A 22,499-nucleotide genomic window follows, 5' to 3' on the forward strand; every position below is an offset into this window, starting at 1 on the left:
CGGTGAAACGGTCGGGGATGCGTGCCAGGATGGAGCCCGTGACACACCCACGCGGATCAGCATCGAAGACGGCGGCCCTTTCCGCCGCGCTTTCCGGCGCGGTCGACCTTTCCGCGCTCAAGGCGCGTGCCGAGGCGCCCCAGAAACAGCCTCCGGCCCCGCCGCGGGCCCCCTCCGCCGACGGCGCCGCACCGGGCGCCCCCGCGACGGCAGGCGCCGTGATAGACGTCACCGAAGCGACCTTCCAAGCCGATGTCGTCGAGCGCTCCCTGCAGCAGCTGGTGGTCGTCGACCTGTGGGCCGAATGGTGCGGACCGTGCAAGCAGCTCAGCCCGGTGCTGGAACGCCTTGCCGCCGAGTCCGGTGGCGCCTGGGTGCTCGCGAAGGTGGACGTCGACGCCAACCCGCGCATCGCGCAGCTCTTCGGCGCGCAGTCGATCCCGACGGTCATCGCCATCGGTGGCGGCCAGCCGGTCGACGCGTTCTCGGGCGCGCTGCCCGAACCCGAGATCCGCAAGTGGCTCGGCTCGCTGCTCGACGCGCTGCGCGACCGGCTGCCCGGCATCAAGGCCGCCGAGCAGAACGGCGGCGGCGTCGAGGTGCCGGAAGACCCGCGGTTCACCGAGGCCGAGGAGGCCTTCGAACGCGGTGACTTCGCCGCGGCGCAGTCGGCCTACGAGCGCATTCTCGACGTCGAGCCGGCGAACGAGGAGGCCAAGACCGCGCTCGCGCAGGTCAAGTTCACCGCCCGCGCCGAGGCCGCGGGCCCGGACGCGATCGCGAAGGCCGACGCCGACCCGGCCGACCTCGACGCCCAGCTCGCCGCCGCCGACCTCGAAGTCGCCGGGCAGCAGCCCGAGGCGGGCTTCGCGAGGCTGATCGCGGCCGTGCGCCGGACCGCGGGCGACGACCGCAACAAGGCGCGGGAGCACCTGGTGGCGCTGTTCGAGCTGTTCGATCCCGCGGACGAGCGCGTGATGAAGGCGCGCCGGGACCTGGCGAGCGCGCTCTACTGAGCCCCAAGTACATGAAGGCCCCCTTCCTTGCGTCTAGCGCAAGGAAGGGGGCCTTCATGTACTGCGGGTGCGGTGCGCGGTTGGTCGGGGTGGTCGTGAGTGGTAAGTGACGTTCTAACGTCACTTACCACTCACGACCCACTTGAGGGGCTGCGACCCGGGCCGATAAGCCGTACTGGGCCCGATCAGCCGTACTGGGTCGAGCACACCGAGGAGCTCTCCAGGTAGCCCTTCCGCAGTGCCTCGATCCGCTCGAAACCGTTGTCCACGCGCTTGCCGTTGACGTCGGCCGAGACCAGGCTGTCCGGGCTCAGCAGGTCCGAAATGGCCTCGTCGAGGTCACCGGCCGAGAGCCGCAGCGTCGCGCCGGGCACCGAGCTGGCCTTCGCCCACGCGCCGACCAGGCAGGCGGTACGCAGTCCGGCGTTCGCGTTGTCGATCGACGCGCCGACACCCTTCTGGATGCCCATGGCGTAGCGGGACGCGATTTCCGAGAACGCGGCGAAGTCGCCCTTGCCCTCGCTCTGCCCGCTCTTCCATTCGGCCTCTTGGTCGACCGGCTGGGCGAGTTCGCGCAGCTTGGCCATGTCGATGCTGACGGTGTTGTTCGACGGGCAGTACGACGCGGGCGGGGTGCTGGGGCCGCCGGAGCAGCTGCCGTTGCCGTCCTCGGTGATCTCCGGACCCGGGACGCCGGCGCCCTTGAAGGCCTCGTCGAGGCTCTTCTTCAGGATCCCGATGATCTCGGCGTCGAGCTTCGCGTCGCCCTTGCCCTTGTCACCCTTGTCGAACGGGCGCTCGGTGATGCGCGCCTTGATGTTCTCCTCGTTCATCGCGGCGCATTCCTTCGGACCCTTCTCGAACCCGACCTGGAACGCGTACGTGCGGTCGAACGCGGTGCCGTGCGCGCCCTGCTTCGTCGCGCTGGTGCCCGCCTGGTCGCGGATCAGGAACAGCGACGCCATGACCTGGTTGAGGCCCTCGGAGGTGGAGAGCTTGTAGAACTTGCTCTTTTCCTCGGCGACCCAGCGGAAGTAGCCGCCGGCGAAGCAGTCGGCCTGCTGCTCCTTGACGATCGACGGGGTGTTCTTCTTGATGTTGGCCTTCTCGCCGAGCCGGTACTGCACGGCGTGCCCGAGTTCGTGCGCGAGCACGACGGCGCTCGCCATCTTCCCGAAGCGTTCGCGCAGCATCGGCAGCAGCACGCCGCGGTCCCACGCCACCGAGTCGTCCGGCGGGCAGTAGAAGGCGTTGACCAGGCCCTTGACGCTGCCGCACTTGGTGTCTTCGTCGTCGGAGCGCGCGCTGTAGGACAGCAGCGACTTCAGCGGCTCGTACTGCTGGCCGAAGTCGCGCGGCATGACCTCGGTCCAGTAGGTCTGCGCGTCGGCGATCGCGGCGATGGCGAGCTGGTCGTCTTCGGAGCCGTCCTCGTTGCGGACCTGCAGGTCCGGCTTGGGGGCGTCCGGCTTCAGCCCGCTCTCGAAGTGGGTGACCGGCAGACCGGCGATGTCACCGGCTCCCGGCTGGCTGCCCTGCTGGCCCCCGGCGGTGCCGCCCTTGTCGTTGCAGGCGCTGAGCCCGAGGGCCGCCACCGCCACGATCGCGATCAGAGCCGGGCGGCGAAAGCCCCGCAATCCCCCTTGGATCATCTTCACTCGCTTGTCGTCAGGGCCCCGACCGGGCCGCGCGTACACCGGCAAGCAGGGACCCTACCCAGCGCTTATGGCCCGCGTGCAGGTAATCCCCGAAGTGGGTCTTGAGCGGGGCGGGGGCGGTCCCGATATGGTCGCTCCTCATGAGAGCAGTCCGCCGGTTCACCGTCCGCGCGAGCCTGCCGGAGTCGCTCTCCGGCCTCGGTGACCTCGCCACGAATCTGCGCTGGACCTGGCACCCGCCCACGCGCGACCTGTTCGCGTCGATGGACGCGGAGCTGTTCAACCGGGTTCGCGATCCGCTGCGGATGCTCACCGCCCTGCCCCCGGCCCGGCTCGACGAGCTGGCCGTCGACGACGCCTTCCTCGCTCACGCGCGCGAGGCGGTCGCCGATCTGGACCGATATCTCGCCGAGCCGCGCTGGTACCAGAAGCAGGACGACGCCGAGCTCCCGCCCGCCGTCGCGTACTTCTCGATGGAGTTCGGCGTCACCGAGGCATTGCCGAACTACTCCGGCGGCCTCGGCGTGCTCGCCGGGGACCACCTCAAGGCCGCGTCGGACCTCGGCGTGCCGATGATCGGCGTCGGGCTGCTCTACCGCGCCGGGTACTTCCGGCAGGCGCTGTCGCTCGACGGCTGGCAGGTCGAGCACTACCCGGTGATCGACCCGAACGCCTTCCCGCTGGAACTGCTGACCGACGGCGGTGAGCCGGTGGTGGTCGACGTCGCCATGCCCGCCGGGCGGACCCTGCACGCGCAGATCTGGAAGGCCAGGGTCGGCCGGATCCCGCTGCTGCTGCTCGACACCGACACCGAGGCCAACGACGAGGACCTGCGCGCGGTCACCGACCGGCTCTACGGCGGCGACGCGGACCACCGCATCCGGCAGGAGATCCTGGCCGGGATCGGCGGCTTCCGCGCGGTGCGGCGCTACTGCGAGCTGACCGGGCATCCGCAGCCGAAGGTGTTCCACACCAACGAAGGCCACGCCGGTTTCCTCGGGCTGGAACGCGCCCGCGAGATCATCCAGGCCGACGGGCTGGCGTTCGACGAGGCACTGCCCGCCGTCCGCGCCGGCACCGTGTTCACCACGCACACGCCGGTCAGCGCCGGGATCGACCGGTTCCCCGTCGACCTCGTCCAGCGGTACTTCACCGACGGCAGGCTGGTCCCGGACGTCGACCCGCGCCGGGTGCTCGCGCTCGGCGCGGAGGACAACCCCGGCCTGTTCAACATGGCGCACATGGGCCTGCGGCTCGCCCAGCGCGCGAACGGCGTCTCGGCGCTGCACGGCCGGGTGTCGCGGAGGATGTTCTCCCGGCTGTGGCCCGGATTCGACTTCGACGAGGTGCCCGTCTCCTCGGTCACCAACGGCGTCCACGGCCCGACCTGGGTGGCGCGCGAACTGAGCGCGCTGCTCGGACGCAACCACGAGGAGCTGGGGCTCGACGGCGCGCGGGGGAAGCCGCTGCGGGACGGCGTCAGCGACGAGCAGCTGTGGGCGCTGCGGCGTGAGCTGCGGGAGAAGCTGGTCGCCGAGGTGCGGCGCCGGGTGCGGGCCGCGTGGATGCAGCGCGGCGCGTCCGCGCTCGAACTCGGCTGGACCGACACGGTCTTCGACCCGGACGTGCTGACCGTCGGGTTCGCGCGCCGCGTGCCGACGTACAAACGGCTGACGCTGATGCTGCGCGACCCGGAGCGCCTGCGCGCGCTGCTGCTGGACGAGCGGCGCCCGATCCAGCTGGTCGTCGCGGGCAAGTCGCATCCGGCCGACGAGGGCGGCAAGCAGCTGATCCAGCAGATCGTCCGGTTCGTCGACGATCCCGAGGTGCGGCGCCGGATCGTCTTCCTCCCCGACTACGACATGTCCATGGCGCGCTACCTCTACCGCGGCTGCGACGTCTGGCTGAACACGCCGGTGCGGCAGCTGGAGGCGTGCGGGACCTCGGGGATGAAGTCCGCGCTCAACGGCGGCCTCAACCTGTCCATCCGCGACGGCTGGTGGGACGAGTGCTACGACGGCAGCAACGGCTGGGCGATCCCGACCGCGGACGGCGTCGCCGACCCGCTGCGCCGCGACGAACTCGAGGCCGCGGCGCTCTACGACCTGCTGGGCCACCAGATCGCGCCGCTGTTCTACGACCGCGACGCGGGCGGTGTGCCCGGCGGCTGGCTGTCGATGGTGTGGCACACGCTGGAGACCCTCGGGCCGCGCGTGCAGGCCTCGCGGATGGTCCGGGAGTACGTCGAGTCCGGTTACCTGCCCGCTTCCCGGATGGTCGCGGAAGCCACGGGTGACGGGTACCGCGGCGCGCTTTCGCTCGCCGACTACCGGACCAAACTCGACGTCTCCTGGCCGCGGGTGCGGATCTTCGACACCGAACTGCTCATCGAGGACGCCGCCCCGCTGGTCACCGGGACCGAGGTGACCATCCGGGCGCGGATCGACCTCGCCGGTCTCGAACCGTCCGAAGTGGACGTTCAGGCCGTCGTCGGGAAGGTGGGCGACGGGGACGAGCTGAGCGAGCCCCTCACTGTCCCGATGTCCGGCGACGGGATCGGCGCGTTCGCCGCCCGGCTGAAACTGCCGCATCCGGGTTCGATCGGCTACACCGTCCGCGTGCTGCCGAAACACCGTCTGCTGGCCACTCCCGCCGAACTCGCCCGCGTCGTCCACGCGTGACTCAGCCCAGGAACGGCGGCCCTTGGACGACTACGTCGCGATCCTGGAACAGCTGACCAGAAGCGCGCGGTACTCGGGGATTCCCCCGCGCACACTCCCCGGCGGGCATCGCATCCGGCCGGATCGGGGCCGGGTTCGCCGCGGCCGCACGGTGGCCCCCGTGCGGCCGTTTCCAGGGCTCGGTCTGAGCGACCGGTTCGAGTTCGAGCCGCACATTCAGGCACTGGGCATGGCCGCCACCGCCGTCAAGCCGGTACCGAACAAAAGAAACCATCGATTCTCGATTTCCGCCGAACAATGCGGAACAGGCGGGTGAAATACACTTTGCCGGGCCGATCCTGAATCGCGGAGGAATGGTGGCTTCGGCGAAAGAGACGAAAACATCGCGCAGGGCCAAGGACCGGTTGCACCATATCCACGCCCGAGCCGGGATCCAGCAGGACGGGCTGCGCCGCGCGCTGGGACCGGAACTGCGGGACATCTGGGGTGTCGCGGACGACGCCGAGCCCGGCAGGGTGCGCGAGATCGTCCTTTTGCGGTTGAACCGCGTCCTCGAACGGTTCGCCGACCCGCTCATGCCGGAGATCGTCTGGACCGCCTACAACCTCGGCGTGGATCCGGTGAACGGCGGGGCGGGCATGGTCGGCCGGATCAGGACGATGGTCAAGCGGGGCAGGGTGGCGGTGTCCGAGCGGACCTGCACCCGCCGCTTCTACGACTTCCTGGGGACCGTCAAGAACAGCTTGGACGGTTTCCAGGAAGACCTCACCGGCGAAGACTTCAGGGTCGCTTCGGGATGGATCTCCGGCAACGTCCGTCCGGAGCGGGAGCAGAACGACGGCGCCCTGCGCGACCCCGTCCCCTCGGTCATGCGGATGTTCCTCGACGGCACGGTGTGGGGCCCGGCGGACGAGGCGGGCGCGCCGGTCCCGGCCCGGCTCGGCACACACGGCGACTGGCTCTGCGTCTTCACCGACGAACGCCTGCTGGCCGAGTACCGCGCGATCACCGGTGCCGGCTGGGCTCGGATCCGTCCCCGGACCGGCCGCGAGGTCGTGCTCGCGGCCGCCAGGCGCGAGGTGGCGACGGGTGTCCTGGTCAACCCCAGGCCGACGCGGGGCGCCGGGATCCACGCGGCGCTCCCGCTCTCCCCGGACTCGATCGCCCGGCTGGCGATCCGCCGCTAGGGAACGGCGGGGGTGCCACCCTCGCGGATCGGGAGGCCCGCCGAACGCCAGGCGCGGAACCCGCCTTCGAGATCGGTGGCGCCGGGGAGGCCGAGCCGCCTGAGGTCGGCGGCGGCCAGGCTCGACGAGTACCCCTCGTTGCACACGACGATCACCGTCGAGTCCGGCTTCACCTCCGGCAGCCGCCATTCGCTGTCCGGCGCGAGCCGCCACTCGAGATGGATCCGCTCGACGACCACCGAGCCCGGGATCTCGCCCTCTTCGAGCCGGTTGACGTGCGGCCGGATGTCCACGATCAGGGCGCCGTCGCGCTGCAGCCGTTGTGCCTGCTCGGGCTCCGCCCGGTCCAGCCCGGACCGGGCGGCGGCCAGCAGGTCGTCGATCGCGCTCATCGTCCCAGTATCGGGGCCAGCGAGGGGATCTCGGCGGGGACTTCGGCGAGCGTGCCGTACTCCCGGGTCGCGACCAGCGGCGGGGAGTAGGCGTGGACGCTGGCGGCGGGCTCGGTGCCGATGCCGGTCACCTGGTGCGCGCGCCCCGCGCCGAAGCCGATGCCCTCGCCCGCGACGTGCGTGCGGCGCCGGACCGGGCCGCCCGGGTAGCGGTACTCCTCGCCGAGTTCGCCCTGGAGCACGGTGAACGAGCCGGACGCGCCACCGTGGTCGTGCGGTTTGGTCCGCTGGCCGGGCAGCCAGGACAGCAGCCACAGCTCGACGCCGTCGGTCAGCGCGAGCCGCGCCCACCAGCGGTGGTCCTCGTCGAACCGCAGCAGACCGCGCAGGCCCGTGGTCAGTTCGGTGGTGACGGTGGAGGTCAGGTCGGCCAGCTCCCTGGGCGTCCAGAGCAGGCGCTCGGGGTGCAGCAGTTCCGGTAGCAGCGGGTCGACCAGCTGGGGGTGGATCTCGAAGTCCTGACGGGACGAGACGGAAGTGGTCACGGTGAGGCTCCTCGTGAAGGTTCGCGGGCGGGGCCGGACGCGGCGCGACACGGGTCTTCCGGCACGCGGGTGCCGGGGAAGAGCGGAATTCAGCCGTGTCGCGCGGTGGTACACCCGGACGAGGCGACGAGGAGCAGGTCGATGGTGCGACGGCGCCAGAAAGAACCCCCGATGACGGGGAAGGCGGCGGCCACGGACCTGATCACGGTCCCGATCGTGCCACAGCGTCCTGCCAGGAGTCGTTCCGTCCCACTCCCTGGACCTGCCGCTTTCCACCGACCGGCGGCCCGGTGCACACGCGCGCGCGTGTCCGGACACAATGGGCGCGTGAGCGAGCCGATCCAGCCCAGCGAACTTGACGACCTCGTGGTGAGGATGACCGGTGTCGGGGTCCGCCGAACAGGCAACGACCTCCTCGCCGACCTCGACTGGACCGTGGAACTGGACGAGCGCTGGGTGGTGCTCGGCCCGAACGGCGCGGGCAAGACCACCCTGCTCCGGCTGGCCGCGGCCGAACTCCACCCGACCTCGGGAACGGTCGACCTGCTCGGCGACCGGATCGGCAAGGTCAACATCTTCGAGCTGCGCCCGCGGATCGGGTTCACCTCGGCCGCGATCGCCCAGCGGGTGCCCGCCGAGGAACGCGTCCTCGACGTCGTGGTGAGCGCCGGGTACGCCGTCGTCGGCCGCTGGCGTGAGGAATACGACAGGCTCGACACCGACCGCGCCGTCGAACTGCTGACCGCGCTGGGCATCCCGCACCTGGCCGAGCGCACTTTCGGCACGCTGTCCGAAGGCGAGCGCAAGCGGACGCTGATCGCGCGTTCGCTGATGACCGACCCCGAGATGCTGCTGCTCGACGAGCCCGCCGCCGGGCTCGACCTCGGCGGCCGCGAGGACCTCGTCGCCCGCCTGTCCGAGCTGGCCCTCGACCCGGAGGCCCCGGCGATGGTGCTCGTCACCCATCACGTGGAAGAAATCCCGCCGGGGTTCACCCACGCGCTGCTGCTGCGCGACGGCCGCGCGGTCGCGTCCGGTCTCGTCGACGACGTCGTGACCAGCGACAACCTGTCCAAGACGTTCGACCAGGACCTCCTGCTCGAACGGTCCGGTGATCGCTTCTTCGCCCGTCGCCGTTGACGGGTCGTACTGACCGGTAGCCTGCAATCTGTCTTGGACGGTTAAGGAGGACGGCGTGGGAGAGTTCGTAAGTCTCGAGGTCGAAGGCGGGGTCGGGACGATCCGGCTGGACCGCCCGCCGGTCAACGCGCTGAACAACCAGGTGCAGGCCGAGCTGGCCGAAGCGGCCCGTGAGGCCTCCGAGCGCGACGACGTGCGCGCGGTGATCCTCTACGGCGGCGAGAAGACCTTCGCGGGCGGCGCGGACATCAAGGAGATGGCCGAGCGCACCTACCCCGAGATCGCGAAGTTCGGCGCGGCGCTGACGGCGTCGCTGGCCACCATCGCGAACATCCCGAAGCCGGTCGTCGCGGCCATCACCGGTTACGCGCTCGGCGGCGGGCTCGAACTCGCGCTGACCGCGGACCGCCGGATCGCCGGCGACAACGTCAAGGTCGGCCAGCCGGAGATCCAGCTCGGCGTCATCCCCGGCGCGGGCGGCACACAGCGCCTCGCGCGGCTCATCGGCCCGAGCAAGACCAAGGACCTCGTGTTCACCGGCCGCTTCGTGAAGGCCGAAGAGGCGCTGGCGCTGGGCATCCTCGACGAGGTCGTGGCACCGGACGACGTCTACGCGGCCGCGCACAAGTGGGCCTCGCAGTTCGCGAACGGTCCCGCCGTCGCCCTGCGCGCCGCGAAGGCCGCGATCGACGGCGGTCTCGACACCGACCTCGCGAGCGGTCTCAAGCTCGAATCCCACCTCTTCGCCGCGCTCTGGGCGACCGAGGACCAGCGCAACGGCATGAAGTCGTTCATCGAAAACGGCCCTGGCAAGGCCACCTTCGAGGGGAAGTAAGCACGATGACCCAGGTGAACGACCCGGCGCCGAACCCGCACGCCACCGCCGAAGAGGTCAAGGCCGCCTTCGACGACCCCAAGCTCGCCAACGTGCTCTACCACGACTGGGAAGCCGGGACCTACGACGAGAAGTGGTCCATCTCCTACGACGAGCGCTGCATCACCTACGCGACGGACGTGTTCAACGCCGTCGCCGGTGAAGACGGCCAGCCGTACCCGACCGCGATGGAACTGGGCAGCGGCACCGGTTTCTTCCTGCTGAACCTGATGCAGGGCGGGGTGATCAAGAAGGGTTCGGTCACCGACCTCTCGCCCGGCATGGTCCAGGTCGCGCTGCGCAACGCCGAAAACCTCGGCCTCGATGTCGACGGCCGGGTCGCCGACGCGGAGCGGATCCCTTACGAGGACAACAGCTTCGACCTCGTCGTCGGGCACGCGGTGCTGCACCACATCCCGGACGTCCGCGCGGCGTTCGCCGAGGTGCTGCGGGTGCTGAAGCCGGGCGGCCGGTTCGTCTTCGCGGGCGAGCCGACGAAGGTCGGTGACTTCTACGCGCGCAAACTCGGCCAGATCACGTGGTACCTCACCACCAACCTGACCAAGATCCCGGTGCTGAACGGCTGGCGTCGTCCGCAGGAGGAACTCGACGAGTCCTCCCGCGCGGCCGCGCTGGAGGCCGTGGTCGACATCCACACCTTCGACCCGTCCGACCTCGAGTCGATGGCCCGCGGCGCGGGCGCGCAGGACGTCCGCGCGGTCACCGAGGAGTTCGCCGCCGCGCTCGCGGGCTGGCCGATCCGGACCTTCGAAGCCGCCGTGCCGCAGGAGAAACTGACCCTGCGCTGGCGCCTGTTCGCGTACCGGCTGTGGCTGCGGCTGTCCGCTTTGGACAAGAAGCTGCTCGCGAAGGTGCTGCCGCGCGAACTGTTCTACAACGTGATGATCACCGGTACCAAGCGTCCGTAGGTGCCTTATCAGTTCACGCTCGACGACGTCGCCTTCCTGCGCTCCGGCGCGGGAAGCGCGGCGCTCGCCGAATGCTCTTCCCTGCCGCTGACCGACAAGACCCGCATCGCCGACGTCGCCGCCGTCCGCCGGATCGCCCCGGACCACGCGGCCGCGGTGCTGGAAACGGTGGTGCTGCGGCGGAAGTCGTCGGCCAAACTGGACTCCGCGGGCTCGTGGCTGTTCACCGGCGACGCCCTCCAGCAGGCCAGCGCCACTCTCGTCGCGCGGCATCGGGCATCGCGGCTGACCGGCCGCGAGGTCCACGACGTGACCTGTTCCGTCGGCGCGGACCTCGTCGAGATCGCCAGGGTCGCTTCCCGGGCGATGGGTTCGGACCTGGACGAGGTCCGGCTGGCTATGGCGCGGCACAACGCCGCCGAGGCTTCCGTGTCGGCGGTGTTGCTGAGGGCCGACGCGCTGCGGCCGGTCAGCCGGTCTTCGGTCGTCGTCGCCGATCCTGCTCGCCGTGACTCCGCCGGGCGCCGGGCATGGAAGCCCGCTGATTTCCTGCCGCCGCTGGACGGCCTCCTCGAGGCGTACGCGGGCCGGGAGCTTTCGGTCAAATGCGCGCCGGGCCTGGATTTCTCCATCGCGCCCTGGGCGGACGAGGTCGAACTGGTCTCTTTGGACGGTCAGGTCCGCGAGGCCTGCCTGTGGCGTGGTGTGGGCTCGACGGTTTCCCGTCGCGCGACGGTGTTGCGTTCGGACGGTGCACAGTGGACGATCACCGACGCCGAGTCCGACGAGATTCCCCAGCGTGAGCCGGGAGAATGGATCGTCGACCCCGACGGCGCCGTCGTCCGGGCCGGGCTGGTGCGGCACTACGCGGCGCGGCATGGCTTGTGGCAGCTCGACGAACGCATCGCGTACCTGACCGGGGACGCTCCGCCACCGGGAATCCGGGCGTTCCGGGTGTTCGAGTACGGACCGTACAGCGAGAAGAATCTTCGTGTACTGCTGAAAAAACACGATATCGGTCGGCTGGAGATTCTCGTCCGCGGTCTCGACATAGACCCGGATGCGTTGCGGCGCAAGCTGAAACCCCGCGGTGATGAAGAAGCGACTTTGGTACTGACCAGAATCGGCCGTTCTGGAGTAGCGTTCCTTTGCCGCGCACAGCTGACGTGAGGAGCACTTCCATGAGCCGGTTCACCGGTCTGCTGAAACTGGCCGCCGCCGCGGCCGCCGGAGCCGTCCTCGCGGGCGGTGCCACCGCCATCGCGAACCAGGACGACGCAGCCTGGAGGCGCGGACACGAGCCCGCCAACATCGGCCAGGTCAAGCTCGACGTCAAGGCCTACTACGGCGACGTCGTCGTCGACGGCAAGCACCAGTACTCGGAGAACAGCCGGTTCGTCTCCGACACCAAGCGCCAGGTCGCCGACGCCAAGCGCTATCTGCAGCGGAGGCTGGATCGCGGCGTGAAGAACCCCGCCGTCGTGTTCGACGTCGACGACACCGCCGAGGTCACCTACGGCTGGGAGGTCGACAACGACTTCGGGTTCGACCCGGTGAAGCAGCAGGAAGCGATCGACAAGGGCACCTTCGTGGCGAACAAGCCGGTGCTGGAACTGGCGAACTGGGCGTCGCAGCGCGGTGTGAAGATCTACTTCCTGACCGGCCGCAACGAGTTCCAGGGCCCGCAGTCGCTCAAGAACCTCGCGAACGAGGGCTACCCGGCGCCGGCGGGGGCGTTCTTCAAGCCGAAGACCACCGCGCCGGACTACCTGCCGTGCGGGCTGACCTGCACCACCGTCCAGTACAAGGCGGGCACGCGGAAGCACATCGCCTCGACCGGCGCGACCATCGTGGCCAACTTCGGCGACCAGTTCAGCGACCTCGAAGGCGGTTACGCGGAGTTCCCGGTGAAGCTGCCGAACCCGATGTACTACCTGCCCTGACGGAATATCCGCAGGGGCGGCGTCGCTGTGCCAGGTAGCGGAGAAACCCCCGAGGGAGCTGATCCATGCCTGACAAGAAGGTGCTGAAGCCCAGCGCGAACCACCCGATCACGGTGGCGCCGAACGAGGCGCGCGTGGTCGTCACGGTCGGCGGGAAGGTCGTGGCGGACAGCGCGAACGCGCTCACGCTGCGAGAGGCGAACTATCCGCCGGCGCAGTACATCCCGCGTGCCGACGTCGACTTCGGCCTGCTGGAGCGGACGGAACACTCGACGTATTGCCCGTTCAAGGGCGACGCGTCGTACTACAGCATCCGCACCGGTGACGGCGTCGCCGAGAACGCGGTCTGGACCTACGAGGCGCCGCACGACGCGGTCGCCGAGATCAAGGACCACGTGGCGTTCTACCCGTCGAAGGTGGACGCGATCGAAGAGCGCTGATCGCGCGGTGACCGCGAGGCGGGTTTTCCCGCCTCGCGGTCACGCGAGGTGATTGATCCGATCCCCGTCGGCCGCGAGCGAGGTGTCGGGCTCGATCCGCCAGGCGTCGAGGCCGGGCGCGCCGACGAGCGCGTCGATCAAGGCCTCCTCGCCCGCGACGAGCGTCGAATCGAAGTCGACCTCGGTGGCCACGCACCAGGCGCGGTCGTCCGGCCAGAACAGGTTGGGGGACTGCGCTTCGAACCAGCTCGGCCGAGGCCGCCAGCCGAGTTCGGTCGCCGAGGCCAGCGGCCCGCGGAACAGCAGATAGTCGCGGCCGGGATGCCGCAGGCGCGGCGCGTCGAGGTGTTCGCGGGACAACGTCTTCTCGTCGGCCCAGCCGTAGCCATCCCACAGACAGAACCAGGCGTCCGAAGCGGTCGTGTGGTCGCCGAGGACGGCCAGCAGGGCGATGAGACTGTGCGACGGCAACGTGCCGCGTCCCGGCGGGGAGCCTCGCCAGAGTGAGCCGGTGAGGTTCACCGGATCCGGGGAGCCGACGAGCGCGTGCCACTGCATGGCGCCGTGGGCGCGCCGCCCCGTTTCGGCCGCGGCGTCGCGCCAGCTCGCCCAGCCGCCGCGGTCTCGTTCGGCGGGGTGGCAGAGCCGGGCGTAGGCGCGGTAACCACGCGGAACCGTGCGGCAAGCCGCGCCGAACGCCCCGCCGAGCCTGGAGGAGATCCACTCGGCGGGGGACGGGTCGAGCACCGGCCGCAGCACGACGGCAAGTCTTCAGGAAGATCAAGTGACGCGCATCTTGTCGTTCTCGCCGGTCTTTTGTCGGTGGGCGGGGGCATACTGCCGGGCGTGGGTGTTCCGCTGCGTCGTCGTTCGGGCCGTTCGGTGTACCGCGAGGCCGAGCCGGTCGCGAAGGTGGCCGGTGTGGTCGAGAGCGCCTGGACGGGCTGGGTGGGATGCAGCCGTCCGCTGCGGGTCTTCCCGGACGGTTGCGTGGATCTCGTCTGGGACGGGCGAGGGATCGCCGCGGTCACCACCGTGCGCGGTGTGCTGCGACACGAACTGCCGTCGGCCGAGTGGACCGTCGGGCTCCGCCTGCGGTGCGGTGCCGGCGGCGCGGTACTGGGACTGCCGATGACGGACCTGACGGCGGAGGCCACGCCGCTGCGCGACCTGTGGGCGGGCAGCGCTCGGCGCGCCGAAGCCAGGCTGGCCGAGTGCGAGGCACCGGGCGAGGCGCGGTCGGTACTGGAGGAGCTGGTGGCCGAAAGGCTGCGGGACGTCGAGGTGGACGGTCTCTCGATCGAGGCCGCTCGCGCGTTGCGTGCGCCCGGCGCTCGCACCGATCGGGTGGCGGCGGCGCTGGGCGTCAGCGAGCGCGGACTCCGGCGGCACGTGCGGCACGCGATCGGCGTCGGCCCCAAGGAACTGCAGCGGGTCCTGAGGTTCCGCCGGTTCCTCAACCGGGTCGAGGCCGTCGCGCGGGACCATTCGTCACTCGCCGACGTCGCCGCCGAAGTGGGCTACGCGGACCAGTCCCATCTCGGCCGCGAATGCCGGCGGCTGTCGCGCACCTCGCCCGGCTCGCTGGTGCGATCGTGGACTGGCCGAAACGTTCCAGACTGAGGCGGGTCGCCGAGGCGAAGATCGGGACGTGCTCGAACCTTTCCGCGTCACCATCGACATCCGCACGGACGACCTCGACATCAACGGGCACGTCCGCGGCCCCGCCTATCTCGCGTACGCCGATCACGCGCGCTGGGAATGCGTGTGGGCGGCCGGAGTGGACCCGCTGGCGCTCAAGGCCGGGAACCTCGGCCCGGTCAACCTCGAAACGACCATCCGGTTCCGCCGGGAACTCCGGGCCCGCGCGCGGATCGACGTCCTGACCCGGTTCTCCTGGGATCCGGGCAAGGTCTCTCTGGTGGTCCAGGAATTCGTGACGCCGGACGGCGTCGTGGTGGCCGAAGTCGAAAGCCTCTCCGGACTGCTGGATCTCGAACGGCGGCGCCTGGTCGAGGATCCCGGTCACCACTGGCGGCAGTACGCGGCGCGGCCGGAAGTCCTCGGCCTGACGTGATCACCCACCGGTTCGCCGTTGGTACAGGCTCGTGGGCCACTTCAGCCCCAGCGGATCCGTCACGTGCTCGAATCCCGCGCGTTCGTAGAGCGCGCGCAGGGCCGGATTGTCGCGCGTGGTCGCCACCCGGATGAAGGCTTTGCCGTGCGCCACCGCCCTCTGCCAGGACCAGTCGATGATCCGGCCCCCGAGTCCTGCTCCGGCCGCTTCCCGCGCCACCGCGAGGCGTCCCAGGTAGTAGGCCGGTTCCGTGTCGTCGCCCCAGAGATCCGGCTCCGCTTCGGTGACCACGCAGGTCGCGATCGGCTTGTCGTACCGGGTGATCAGCAGCGCTTCGCCCAGTTCGATCTGGCGATTCACCGATTCCCAGGGGAAGCGCTGCGGCCATTGACGGATTCCGCGACCGGTCAGCCAGGCGGCGGCTTCGGCGAGGACGTCGAGCACCGCTTCCTCCTCGCCGGGGCGGGCCGGGCGGATGGTGGCGTCCGGGGTGAGCGGCTCGGGATTGGTGATGATCGGCATGGCTCGATAGTGCCTCCTGATCGGGTGGCGGTGGTTGGATGGCCGACGTGGAGGACACCGTCGACGAGAACCTCGTGAGGCAGTTGATCGCGGCCCAGTTCCCCCGCTGGGCCGGGGCATCGGTCGAGCGATGGCCGTCCGGCGGCACGGTCAACGCCATGTTCCGCCTGGGCGAAGACATGGTCGTGCGGTTGCCTCTGACGGAGAGCGGCGCGAAGGACGTGGTACTGGAGCAGACCTGGCTGCCCCGCATCGCGTCCCGGTTGCCCACGCGCCGTTGGCCGAAGACCTGGCCGAGTTCGTGCTCGCGATGCGGAGCATCCCCCTGGAAGGAGCGCCGAAGGCATACCGTGGCGGGCCACTCACGGCACTCGGCACGGCCACCCGGTCGGCGATCGAGCGCTTGCGCGCCATCCCGGAGGAGAACGTCGACTGCGACGCCGTCCTCCGACTCTGGGAGAACGCGTTGCGAGCCCCAGGCGGTGAGGAAGCGCGGGTATGGCTGCACGCCGACCTGATGCCGGGCAACCTGCTGGTGGACGGCGAAAGGCTTTCCGCGGTGATCGACTTCGGCTGTATGGGAGCGGGCGATCCGGCCTGTGATCTGTTCCCGGCGTGGAACCTGTTGGCCGACGAGGCGAGGAAAGTCTTCCGAGAGGCGCTGAACGTGGACGACGCGACTTGGAGCCGAGGCCGTGCACGGACGCTTTCGCAGGCCCTGATCGCGTTGCCGTACTACCGGAACACCAACCCGGCGATGTCGGGCAACGCGCGGTACGTGATCCGGACGGTGCTCCGGGAAACCGCTTGATGCGCTGCTTACGGTTGCGGCATGACGACGACGTTCCGGCTGGCCGAGGTCACCGCCGCCAACTTCGACGCCGCGATCGGTGTCCAGGTCCATCCTGACCAGGATCATCTGGTCGCGCCGGTCGTGAAGTCCCTCGCCGAGGCATACGTGCACGCTGGCACGGCCTGGCCCCGCCTCATTCTCGACGGTGACCGGCCGGTTCGCGGTCGAGGCTGTGGCCGCCGAGATCCGTCGTCGAGGCGGTGACCGGATGACCACCACCTGGCACCCGGGCGCGGACGGCCCCGAGGGTTTCTACCTGAGGCTCGGATTCGTCCCGACAGGAGAGACGAGTGGTGATCAGACGATCGGGGAGTTGGCGTTGGACTAGGCATTTCGCCTTGGTGCCGCCGGAAGAAGACTCGGGTCGGCATCATGGCAGAGGCCAATGACTCGCAACCCCGGACCGCTCACCAGCCTCGACGGCGTGGATCCGCTCGCGCTCGATGAGCTCGCCAGCGCGTGTCACCGACGATCCTGAGGCTGTGACCGCGCTTTACGGTCACGAGGATCTGCGCGCGTGCCGGAGAATCTGATCCGCTGACGAAGTCGGATCAGAAACACTTTCCGGAGGGTTCACGGGGATCGGCCTATGTCCTGAGGTGCATGGTGTTGCGCCTCGGTTCCCCGGTGGGGTCGAGGTAGGCGGGGGCGGTGAATTCGGGGAGTCCGTCTTGGGCGATCTGGACCTTCCACTCGCTGTGGTGGATCAGCCTGTGGTGTTTGGTGCAGAGCAGGACGAGGTTGTCGATCTTCGTTTCACCGTGGTGTCGCCAGAAAACGATGTGGTGAGCCGTACAGCGCGGGACGGGCATGTCACAACCGGGGAAGGCGCAGCCGCCGTCGCGGATGGTGAGTGCGTACTTCTGCGCCAGCGACACGGTGCGTTTGGATCGGCCGATATCCAGCGGCTCGCCCGCTGTGCCGAGGACTCCGGGCCGGACGCGGGCGTCGCAGGCGAGGATCCGGGCGTCGGTCGCACTGATCGGACCGACCAGGTCCAGGTGGGCTTCGCCGAGATCGTTGATCAGGTCCTCATAGGACATGGTCACCAGAATGTGCGTGGCCTCTCCCGCTTGGCCCGGCAAGTTCCGGCTGGTCGTCTTGAGCCGGACATAGTCGGTGAAGGCATCGCCATAGCGTTCATCCTGGGTGCGGGAGTCGCGAATCCCCTCGATGGCCTTGTGTGGCTTGGCCATCGGGTCGAGGTCGGACTTCAAACGTGCGTAGGTTTCCAGGTCGAGGGTGGCTTTGAGCCCCAGGGTCCCGTCACGGTGCTTGACGAACCGCAACTCCGGCCGCACATCCTTGGGATCCTCATCGCGGGGCTCTTTCCCGTCGGGATCGAGCTTGTCCAGCAGACGCCGCCCGGCCTGGGCGATGGCACGAGGCCCGGCACGGCGGGCGAGGTCGACCAGGATCTTCTCCCCGCCCCGCACCTTCTCCTCCGGTACGCTGGACGGGATCCGCGCGAGAGTGCGGATGATCGCGTCGATCTGTGAGCCACCGATCGCGCCCTCCGCGGCGGCCCCGGCGGTCAACGGCGCCAACGGAGGTTCAGGTTCCCCGCCGATGGACGGACCGGGATACAAAGCCAGCACCCGATCCGCACGATCTTTGGCCTCCTTGTCCGACACAAGGAAGTCCTCGTAAATCATCGCCGCCAACGTCGAATGACCACTGCATCCCCGAACTCCGCGACTGTTGATCTCCGCGAGGATCGCGTTCTGCTCCGCATCCACCCGACGCTTCAAGACCTCCAACTCTTGTTTGCGGGCGTGCAGCGCAGCCGTCTCGACGCGCCACCACTCGGTGTGCGTCGTCTCGGGTCTGTTGTCGTCGGCCACGAGATCCATATTACTCCGATTCGAACACCTGTGCTATTCACCATTAGGTGGTTTCGAGTGGTGAGTGCCCCACCTCTGGCCTGGCAACACTTTTGCTGAACGCTTCGATCGGCTTATTGGGCAGAAAGGCAAAGGTGTCCTGTCGGGTGCCAAGTCCGTGAAGGCCTCTTTGGGGGACCCTAGGTCCCTCAAGGAGGCCTTCACGGACCGGTATTCGGTGGCGATCAGCGTGGTGAAGGGGACTTTCACCTCATCGCACGAGCGGAAAGTCCCCTTCACCCCTGGGCACGTGGTCTCCAGGGGCGAAGGCTCTGAAGCGTTACGAAAGCCACGTTCGCAACCTTCAACGTTGCGGAAGTGGCTTTCGCAACACCCGGGGCCGGCGTACGGGCGAGCGACTGAAAACGCCACCTTTGCCTCACCCCTCAATAATTCGGCCCAGCGTCTTCCGCGGTCGGTCGTTGAGTTCGTCGGCGATGGCGTCGGGTCTGGTCGATGAAGGTCGCCTCCCGGAATCCCGGCGCCGTTCACCTCGCGCGCCACCGCGTGCAACAGCGCACCACGGGCCAACCTTGTGCTAACCTCGATCCCGAGCCCCATATGGGCCTACGCATGGAGGTAGCGGCTACTCGGCCACCAGAGATCGGCACACACCGTCTCTTGTATTCACTCATCCCCTCGTCGGTGGGATGCGTCTCCATGCGTGCGCTCAAAAGCCGGGCGTACTCGGACTTGTGCCCTTTTTCGGTGATCGTTCCGCGTCCTCCTGTCGTCACATCGATGGGAAAGGACCGCATTGACCGGCTTCAACGACCAAGTGATCGAAGAATTCAGGAACAACAAAGGAAAACTCGGCGGCATGTTCGAGGGGTGGAAGCTGATCCTGCTCACCACCACCGGCGCCAAGAGTGGTGAGCGGCGTACGAATCCGTTGGGATACCTCGAGATCGACGGCAAGACCGTCGTCGTCGCTTCCAATATGGGAGCGCCGAGGAATCCCGGTTGGTATCACAACATCCGGCACGACCATCGGGTCACGATCGAGACAGGAGCCGAAAGCTACGAGGCGATCGCTGCCGTTCCGTCCGCGGCGGAACGGGACGCGTTGTTCGCGAAGGTCATCGCCGAGGACCCGGGATTCGCCGAGTATCAGGCGAAAACGACGCGCGAGCTGCCCGTCGTGATCCTGCACCGGATCGACGACCGCGTGCAGGGGATGGGGGACTTCCTGGTGGAGGTCCACGAGTGGCTGCGGGAGGAGATCAAGACGCTGCGCGCCGGGGTCGACGACCTGGTGGCGGGACGCGCGGATTCGCTCACCATGGAGAAATCCCTGCGGGCGCACTGTGTTTCGTTCTGCGAGGCGCTGACCAAACATCACACCGGTGAGGACATGGGCGCTTTTCCGATGCTGGCGCAACGGTTTCCCGCGCTCGCGCCGGCGTTGACGAAGCTGGGTGAGGACCATGTCGTCGTCGCGGAGTTGCAGAAGCGGATCCGTGAGCTCGTCGAGGGTTACGTCCACGGCGAGAGCGACCCGAGCCGGTTGCGTGACGACTTCGACGAGCTCGCGGGCAAGCTGGAGGCACATTTCGCCTATGAAGAACGAACCGTGGTGACGGCACTCAACGTGACGACGCACGGCTGATCGGGTGGACGCCCCGGGGTCCGGCCCCGGGGCGTGTACCGTGAACGATGGCGGCGCCCTCGGGGCGTGACGCCGCGAGGCGGTGGAATTCGCCCCTGGCCTCGCTGAAGACCGCGCGACAGCGGTCCCCTTTCGAAAGGTTTCATCGTCAGTACTCACAGTACGAACAGTGCGCTGTTCAGTCATCCGGTCGAAGCTCAGGCCGAGCGATACGACCACAAGACCACCCAGGGCGAGCGATACGTGGATCTTTTTCGCGAACCCTCTTGTCCCGCACCGGAACCTTCGGCCGACGCCGTTCGTTGAACGAACCGGTCCAACGTTTTGGGTGTCGTGTTGTCCAAGCACGCTCGCGCAGAATTCGTCGCGGGCATGTCTTTTCGTGCGCCGCGTCGTGCTCAGGCTCTCGCAGCTGACACAAGCCTCGGCCCTCGACAAGAAACGGCGACATGACCTCAGTTTTGCGAACCCCGGACACCGAAGAGCGGCAGACGCCGCAACCCTTGATGTCCGGGGAGCAGTCCCGCACCGAAAACCTCCTCGTCAAGCTGTTCGCGGTGGTTCCCCTGCTGGCGCTGGCCGCCTCCGTCCCCTTCGCTTGGGGCTGGGGACTCGGCTGGGTGGACCTCGGCCTGGCCGCCGGGTTCTACTTCCTGACCGGTCTCGGCGTGACCATCGGTTACCACCGCTACTTCACCCACGGCGCCTTCAAGGCCAACCGCGGCCTGAGGATCGCCCTCGCGGTCGCGGGCAGCATGGCCATGCAGGGCCCGGTCATCGGCTGGGTGGCCGACCACCGGCGCCACCACGCCTTCGCCGACCGCGAAGGCGACCCGCATTCCCCGTGGCGGTTCGGCACCACCCCGGCCGCACTCGCCCGTGGCTTCTGGCACGCCCACATGGGCTGGCTGTTCGAACGTGAGAAGACCAACGCGCAGAGGTTCGCCCCGGACCTGCTCGCCGATCGTGACATCGCCCGCGTCGACAGGCTGTTCCCGCTGCTCACCGTCGTGACCCTGCTCGCGCCCGCCGTCCTCGGCGGCGTGATCACCCTGTCGTGGTGGGGCGCGGTCACCGCGTTCTTCTGGGCGAGCCTCGTCCGGGTGGCGCTGCTGCACCACGTCACCTGGTCGGTGAACTCGCTGTGCCACCTGATCGGCGACCGCCCGTTCGCCGCCCGCGACAAGTCCGCGAACTTCTGGCCGCTCGCCATCGCCTCGATGGGCGAGTCGTGGCACAACTCCCACCACGCCGACCCGACCGGCGCCCGGCACGGCGTCCGCCGCGGCCAGCTCGACATCTCCGCGCGGCTGATCTGGCTGTTCGAGAAGGCGGGCTGGGCGACCGACGTCCGCTGGCCGAAGGCCGACCGTCTCGGCCGCAAGCTCAACCCCGGCCACTCCCTGTCACTGCGCCGGGGCGCCTGAGCCGTTCGCGATGGCGTCGATCAGCTCCGGCCCGTCGGAGAACGCCGGGTCGTTGTGATCGGCGCCGGGGACCTCGACCACCTTGGCACCCGCCGCCCGCGCCACTTCACGGCTCTGCTCGGCAGGGACGATCGAGTCCGCTGAGCCGTACACGACGGTGACCGGTGCTTTCACCCGCGCGACGTTGTCCCGCGTCGGGAACTCGTCCCGCAGCAGCCACCGAACCGGCAGGAACGGGTCCAGGAGCAGCACCGAAAGCCCGCGTGCGGTCAGCGCGCGGGCCAGCGGCACCCGGTACGACCTGTGCCCGGCGTTGCCCGGCGCCACCAGTACGGCCGCCTTCGCGGAGGCGACCGGGAAGTACCAGCTCGCGAGGCGCAGCCCGTCGGAGGTGGCGAGTGTGACGTCCCGGCCGCCGGGCAGGACGTCGGCGGTGCCGTCCGCGCATTCCTCCATCATGCTCGTCAGGAGTCCGGTTTGCCCTGTTCGGTGATCGCGCCGGTCACCACCGCGACCACGACGCACAGCGCGATGACGACCTCGGCCCACAGGAAGGCCGTGTAGTCCAGCAGTGAGCCGATCGGTGGCGAACCCGGTGCCAGATTGCGGAATCCGGCGAGCGCGAACAGTGTCGCGGCCATGAACCCGAACGACGGCCAGACCAGGCCCTTCCTTCGCGCGATCAGATGCCGCGCGCCGAAGAACACCGCGATGGCGAGGCCCCACATGGTGATCATCATGAACAGGGCGAAGACCAGCACGCTGGCCGACCGGCTGAACCGGACGTCGAGGCCGCCCTGGTCCTCCGTCGCGCGATAGTCCTTGACGGAGAAGGAGAACAGACTGTCCACTTTGTCCAGTGTGAACAGCACGGGGGCGGGTTCCCCGCTGTGGACGGCGGCGAACTCGATCCGTGCCTCGTAGCCGTCGAACGGGTAGTCCGTGACGGCTCCGCCGGTCAGCGCGATCGGGATGTCGAGGCTGGAGATCCGCTGGTGCGCCGGGAAGACGCGGTCGTCGCGAAGACTGGAGGAGGACAGCAGCCGCAGTTCTCCGGTCGGCGCGACGCCGTCGTCTTCCCCGAACCGCCCGAGCGGGACCACCAGCACGCGCAGCACGGCCTCCCGCGCGGCGGCGTCCACCTTGAGGACGGAGGCGTTGACCTCGATCCGGTCCGGGGCGTGCGAGCCGGCCCAGTGCCCGGTGTCGCCCGCGGTCCGGTCCGCGGAGTACAGCCACAGACCGAGACCGGCGGCGATCACCACGGTCAGCGCGACGGCGACGACCTTGGCCACCGGAGTGATCTTTCGCATGGCGGCCATC

The 22,499-nt window shown here is 69.1% G+C and carries 24 protein-coding genes; 16 read left to right on the forward strand and 8 right to left on the reverse strand.

Annotated elements, in window-relative coordinates:
* The first annotated feature begins 38 nt into the window (after positions 1-38).
* On the forward strand, positions 39-1,016 hold the full coding sequence (locus B0293_RS05505; RefSeq protein ID WP_039919929.1) for a tetratricopeptide repeat protein: 978 nt from the start codon (positions 39-41) through the stop codon (positions 1,014-1,016).
* A gap of 185 nt (positions 1,017-1,201) precedes the next feature.
* On the opposite strand, the gene B0293_RS05510 is transcribed toward B0293_RS05505, so the two are convergent.
* The gene (locus B0293_RS05510; protein ID WP_039919952.1) at positions 1,202-2,668 is read right to left on the reverse strand and encodes a neutral zinc metallopeptidase; all 1,467 of its coding nucleotides are present in this window, start codon (positions 2,666-2,668) and stop codon (positions 1,202-1,204) included.
* Between the two features lie 146 nt (positions 2,669-2,814).
* Here B0293_RS05510 and glgP point away from each other — a divergent pair, with 146 nt between their 5' ends.
* From glgP to B0293_RS05525, 3 genes are read left to right on the forward strand one after another with little or no spacing between them, the layout of a single operon-like run.
* On the forward strand, positions 2,815-5,355 hold the full coding sequence (gene glgP, locus B0293_RS05515; protein WP_005167832.1) for an alpha-glucan family phosphorylase: 2,541 nt from the start codon (positions 2,815-2,817) through the stop codon (positions 5,353-5,355).
* Between the two features lie 22 nt (positions 5,356-5,377).
* Positions 5,378-5,671 (forward strand): hypothetical protein, encoded by a 294-nt coding sequence (locus B0293_RS05520; protein WP_005167834.1) that lies wholly within the window; start codon positions 5,378-5,380, stop codon positions 5,669-5,671.
* A 37-nt stretch (positions 5,672-5,708) separates the two neighbouring features.
* A complete protein-coding gene (locus tag B0293_RS05525; protein WP_039919931.1) occupies positions 5,709-6,542 on the forward strand; it encodes a hypothetical protein in 834 nt (277 codons plus the stop codon).
* On the opposite strand, the gene B0293_RS05530 is transcribed toward B0293_RS05525, so the two are convergent.
* Positions 6,539-6,934, reverse strand: coding sequence for a rhodanese-like domain-containing protein (locus tag B0293_RS05530; protein WP_005167838.1), 396 nt, complete (start codon positions 6,932-6,934; stop codon positions 6,539-6,541). The genes B0293_RS05525 and B0293_RS05530 overlap by 4 nt on opposite strands.
* Positions 6,931-7,479: a cysteine dioxygenase gene (locus B0293_RS05535; RefSeq protein WP_005167840.1), complete on the reverse strand. Its 549-nt coding sequence runs from the start codon at positions 7,477-7,479 to the stop codon at positions 6,931-6,933. Before B0293_RS05535 ends, B0293_RS05530 begins: the two co-directional genes overlap by 4 nt.
* Before the next feature lie 327 nt (positions 7,480-7,806).
* Here B0293_RS05535 and B0293_RS05540 point away from each other — a divergent pair, with 327 nt between their 5' ends.
* The 6 genes from B0293_RS05540 to B0293_RS05565 all read left to right on the forward strand — a co-directional run bounded on the left by B0293_RS05540 (position 7,807) and on the right by B0293_RS05565 (position 12,805).
* Complete coding sequence (locus tag B0293_RS05540; RefSeq protein WP_005167843.1) at positions 7,807-8,619, forward strand: ABC transporter ATP-binding protein; 813 nt, start codon at positions 7,807-7,809, stop codon at positions 8,617-8,619.
* Positions 8,620-8,674: 55 nt separating this feature from the next.
* Positions 8,675-9,454, forward strand: a complete 780-nt coding sequence (locus tag B0293_RS05545) for an enoyl-CoA hydratase/isomerase family protein (RefSeq protein WP_005167845.1) — start codon at positions 8,675-8,677, stop codon at positions 9,452-9,454.
* A gap of 5 nt (positions 9,455-9,459) precedes the next feature.
* Entirely contained in the window at positions 9,460-10,422 is a 963-nt protein-coding gene (locus tag B0293_RS05550) for a class I SAM-dependent methyltransferase (RefSeq protein ID WP_005167847.1), read from the forward strand.
* Positions 10,423-11,592, forward strand: a complete 1,170-nt coding sequence (locus B0293_RS05555) for a class I SAM-dependent methyltransferase (RefSeq protein ID WP_005167848.1) — start codon at positions 10,423-10,425, stop codon at positions 11,590-11,592.
* A gap of 11 nt (positions 11,593-11,603) precedes the next feature.
* Positions 11,604-12,365: an HAD family acid phosphatase gene (locus B0293_RS05560; RefSeq protein WP_005167850.1), complete on the forward strand. Its 762-nt coding sequence runs from the start codon at positions 11,604-11,606 to the stop codon at positions 12,363-12,365.
* Between the two features lie 65 nt (positions 12,366-12,430).
* Positions 12,431-12,805: a DUF427 domain-containing protein gene (locus B0293_RS05565; RefSeq protein WP_005167852.1), complete on the forward strand. Its 375-nt coding sequence runs from the start codon at positions 12,431-12,433 to the stop codon at positions 12,803-12,805.
* A gap of 39 nt (positions 12,806-12,844) precedes the next feature.
* On the opposite strand, the gene B0293_RS05570 is transcribed toward B0293_RS05565, so the two are convergent.
* Positions 12,845-13,564, reverse strand: a complete 720-nt coding sequence (locus B0293_RS05570) for a hypothetical protein (protein WP_005167854.1) — start codon at positions 13,562-13,564, stop codon at positions 12,845-12,847.
* 87 nt (positions 13,565-13,651) lie between these two features.
* Between B0293_RS05570 and B0293_RS05575 the strand changes: the two genes are divergently transcribed.
* Positions 13,652-14,428, forward strand: a complete 777-nt coding sequence (locus B0293_RS05575; protein ID WP_005167855.1) for a helix-turn-helix domain-containing protein — start codon at positions 13,652-13,654, stop codon at positions 14,426-14,428.
* A 28-nt stretch (positions 14,429-14,456) separates the two neighbouring features.
* Positions 14,457-14,882, forward strand: a complete 426-nt coding sequence (locus tag B0293_RS05580) for an acyl-CoA thioesterase (RefSeq protein WP_005167858.1) — start codon at positions 14,457-14,459, stop codon at positions 14,880-14,882.
* Here the strand turns inward: B0293_RS05580 and B0293_RS05585 are convergent, their stop codons facing one another.
* Positions 14,883-15,404 carry a GNAT family N-acetyltransferase gene (locus tag B0293_RS05585; protein ID WP_005167860.1) on the reverse strand — a complete coding sequence of 174 codons (522 nt, stop codon included), beginning with the start codon at positions 15,402-15,404 and terminating at the stop codon, positions 14,883-14,885.
* 277 nt (positions 15,405-15,681) lie between these two features.
* On the opposite strand from B0293_RS05585, the gene B0293_RS05590 reads away from it, so the two are divergent.
* Together B0293_RS05590 and B0293_RS44780 are read left to right on the forward strand one after the other, a co-directional pair.
* Positions 15,682-16,215, forward strand: coding sequence for a phosphotransferase (locus B0293_RS05590; RefSeq protein ID WP_005167862.1), 534 nt, complete (start codon positions 15,682-15,684; stop codon positions 16,213-16,215).
* Between the two features lie 21 nt (positions 16,216-16,236).
* Positions 16,237-16,461 carry a hypothetical protein gene (locus B0293_RS44780; RefSeq protein ID WP_005167864.1) on the forward strand — a complete coding sequence of 75 codons (225 nt, stop codon included), beginning with the start codon at positions 16,237-16,239 and terminating at the stop codon, positions 16,459-16,461.
* Positions 16,462-16,844: 383 nt separating this feature from the next.
* Here B0293_RS44780 and B0293_RS05600 read toward each other — a convergent pair whose 3' ends face one another.
* The gene (locus B0293_RS05600; protein WP_005167866.1) at positions 16,845-18,110 is read right to left on the reverse strand and encodes an HNH endonuclease signature motif containing protein; all 1,266 of its coding nucleotides are present in this window, start codon (positions 18,108-18,110) and stop codon (positions 16,845-16,847) included.
* 787 nt (positions 18,111-18,897) lie between these two features.
* Here B0293_RS05600 and B0293_RS05605 point away from each other — a divergent pair.
* Positions 18,898-19,749, forward strand: coding sequence for a nitroreductase/quinone reductase family protein (locus B0293_RS05605; protein ID WP_005167869.1), 852 nt, complete (start codon positions 18,898-18,900; stop codon positions 19,747-19,749).
* A 449-nt stretch (positions 19,750-20,198) separates the two neighbouring features.
* Positions 20,199-21,176, forward strand: a complete 978-nt coding sequence (locus B0293_RS05610) for an acyl-CoA desaturase (RefSeq protein ID WP_209437374.1) — start codon at positions 20,199-20,201, stop codon at positions 21,174-21,176.
* Here B0293_RS05610 and B0293_RS05615 read toward each other — a convergent pair.
* Together B0293_RS05615 and B0293_RS05620 are read right to left on the reverse strand one after the other, a co-directional pair.
* Complete coding sequence (locus B0293_RS05615; protein WP_245192180.1) at positions 21,156-21,635, reverse strand: alpha/beta hydrolase; 480 nt, start codon at positions 21,633-21,635, stop codon at positions 21,156-21,158. The genes B0293_RS05610 and B0293_RS05615 overlap by 21 nt on opposite strands.
* A 5-nt stretch (positions 21,636-21,640) precedes the next feature.
* Complete coding sequence (locus B0293_RS05620) at positions 21,641-22,489, reverse strand: DUF4436 family protein (RefSeq protein ID WP_005167875.1); 849 nt, start codon at positions 22,487-22,489, stop codon at positions 21,641-21,643.
* Positions 22,490-22,499: the final 10 nt, after the last annotated feature.

The sequence above is a fragment of the Amycolatopsis azurea DSM 43854 genome, assembly GCF_001995215.1.
Lineage (GTDB): Bacteria > Actinomycetota > Actinomycetes > Mycobacteriales > Pseudonocardiaceae > Amycolatopsis > Amycolatopsis azurea.

Excerpts from the sequence above, each read along its gene's own strand:
- B0293_RS05525 (WP_039919931.1), top strand. The coding sequence starts at position 5,709 with ATGGTGGCTTCGGCGAAAGAGACGAAAACATCGCGCAGGGCCAAGGAC.
- B0293_RS05620 (WP_005167875.1), bottom strand. The coding sequence starts at position 22,489 with ATGCGAAAGATCACTCCGGTGGCCAAGGTCGTCGCCGTCGCGCTGACC.
- B0293_RS05530 (WP_005167838.1), bottom strand. The coding sequence starts at position 6,934 with ATGAGCGCGATCGACGACCTGCTGGCCGCCGCCCGGTCCGGGCTGGAC.
- B0293_RS05510 (WP_039919952.1), bottom strand. The coding sequence starts at position 2,668 with ATGATCCAAGGGGGATTGCGGGGCTTTCGCCGCCCGGCTCTGATCGCG.
- B0293_RS05610 (WP_209437374.1), top strand. The coding sequence starts at position 20,199 with ATGACCTCAGTTTTGCGAACCCCGGACACCGAAGAGCGGCAGACGCCG.
- B0293_RS05615 (WP_245192180.1), bottom strand. The coding sequence starts at position 21,635 with ATGATGGAGGAATGCGCGGACGGCACCGCCGACGTCCTGCCCGGCGGC.
- B0293_RS05550 (WP_005167847.1), top strand. The coding sequence starts at position 9,460 with ATGACCCAGGTGAACGACCCGGCGCCGAACCCGCACGCCACCGCCGAA.
- B0293_RS05560 (WP_005167850.1), top strand. The coding sequence starts at position 11,604 with ATGAGCCGGTTCACCGGTCTGCTGAAACTGGCCGCCGCCGCGGCCGCC.
- B0293_RS05600 (WP_005167866.1), bottom strand. The coding sequence starts at position 18,110 with ATGGATCTCGTGGCCGACGACAACAGACCCGAGACGACGCACACCGAG.
- B0293_RS05565 (WP_005167852.1), top strand. The coding sequence starts at position 12,431 with ATGCCTGACAAGAAGGTGCTGAAGCCCAGCGCGAACCACCCGATCACG.
- B0293_RS05585 (WP_005167860.1), bottom strand. The coding sequence starts at position 15,404 with ATGCCGATCATCACCAATCCCGAGCCGCTCACCCCGGACGCCACCATC.
- glgP (WP_005167832.1), top strand. The coding sequence starts at position 2,815 with ATGAGAGCAGTCCGCCGGTTCACCGTCCGCGCGAGCCTGCCGGAGTCG.
- B0293_RS44780 (WP_005167864.1), top strand. The coding sequence starts at position 16,237 with ATGACGACGACGTTCCGGCTGGCCGAGGTCACCGCCGCCAACTTCGAC.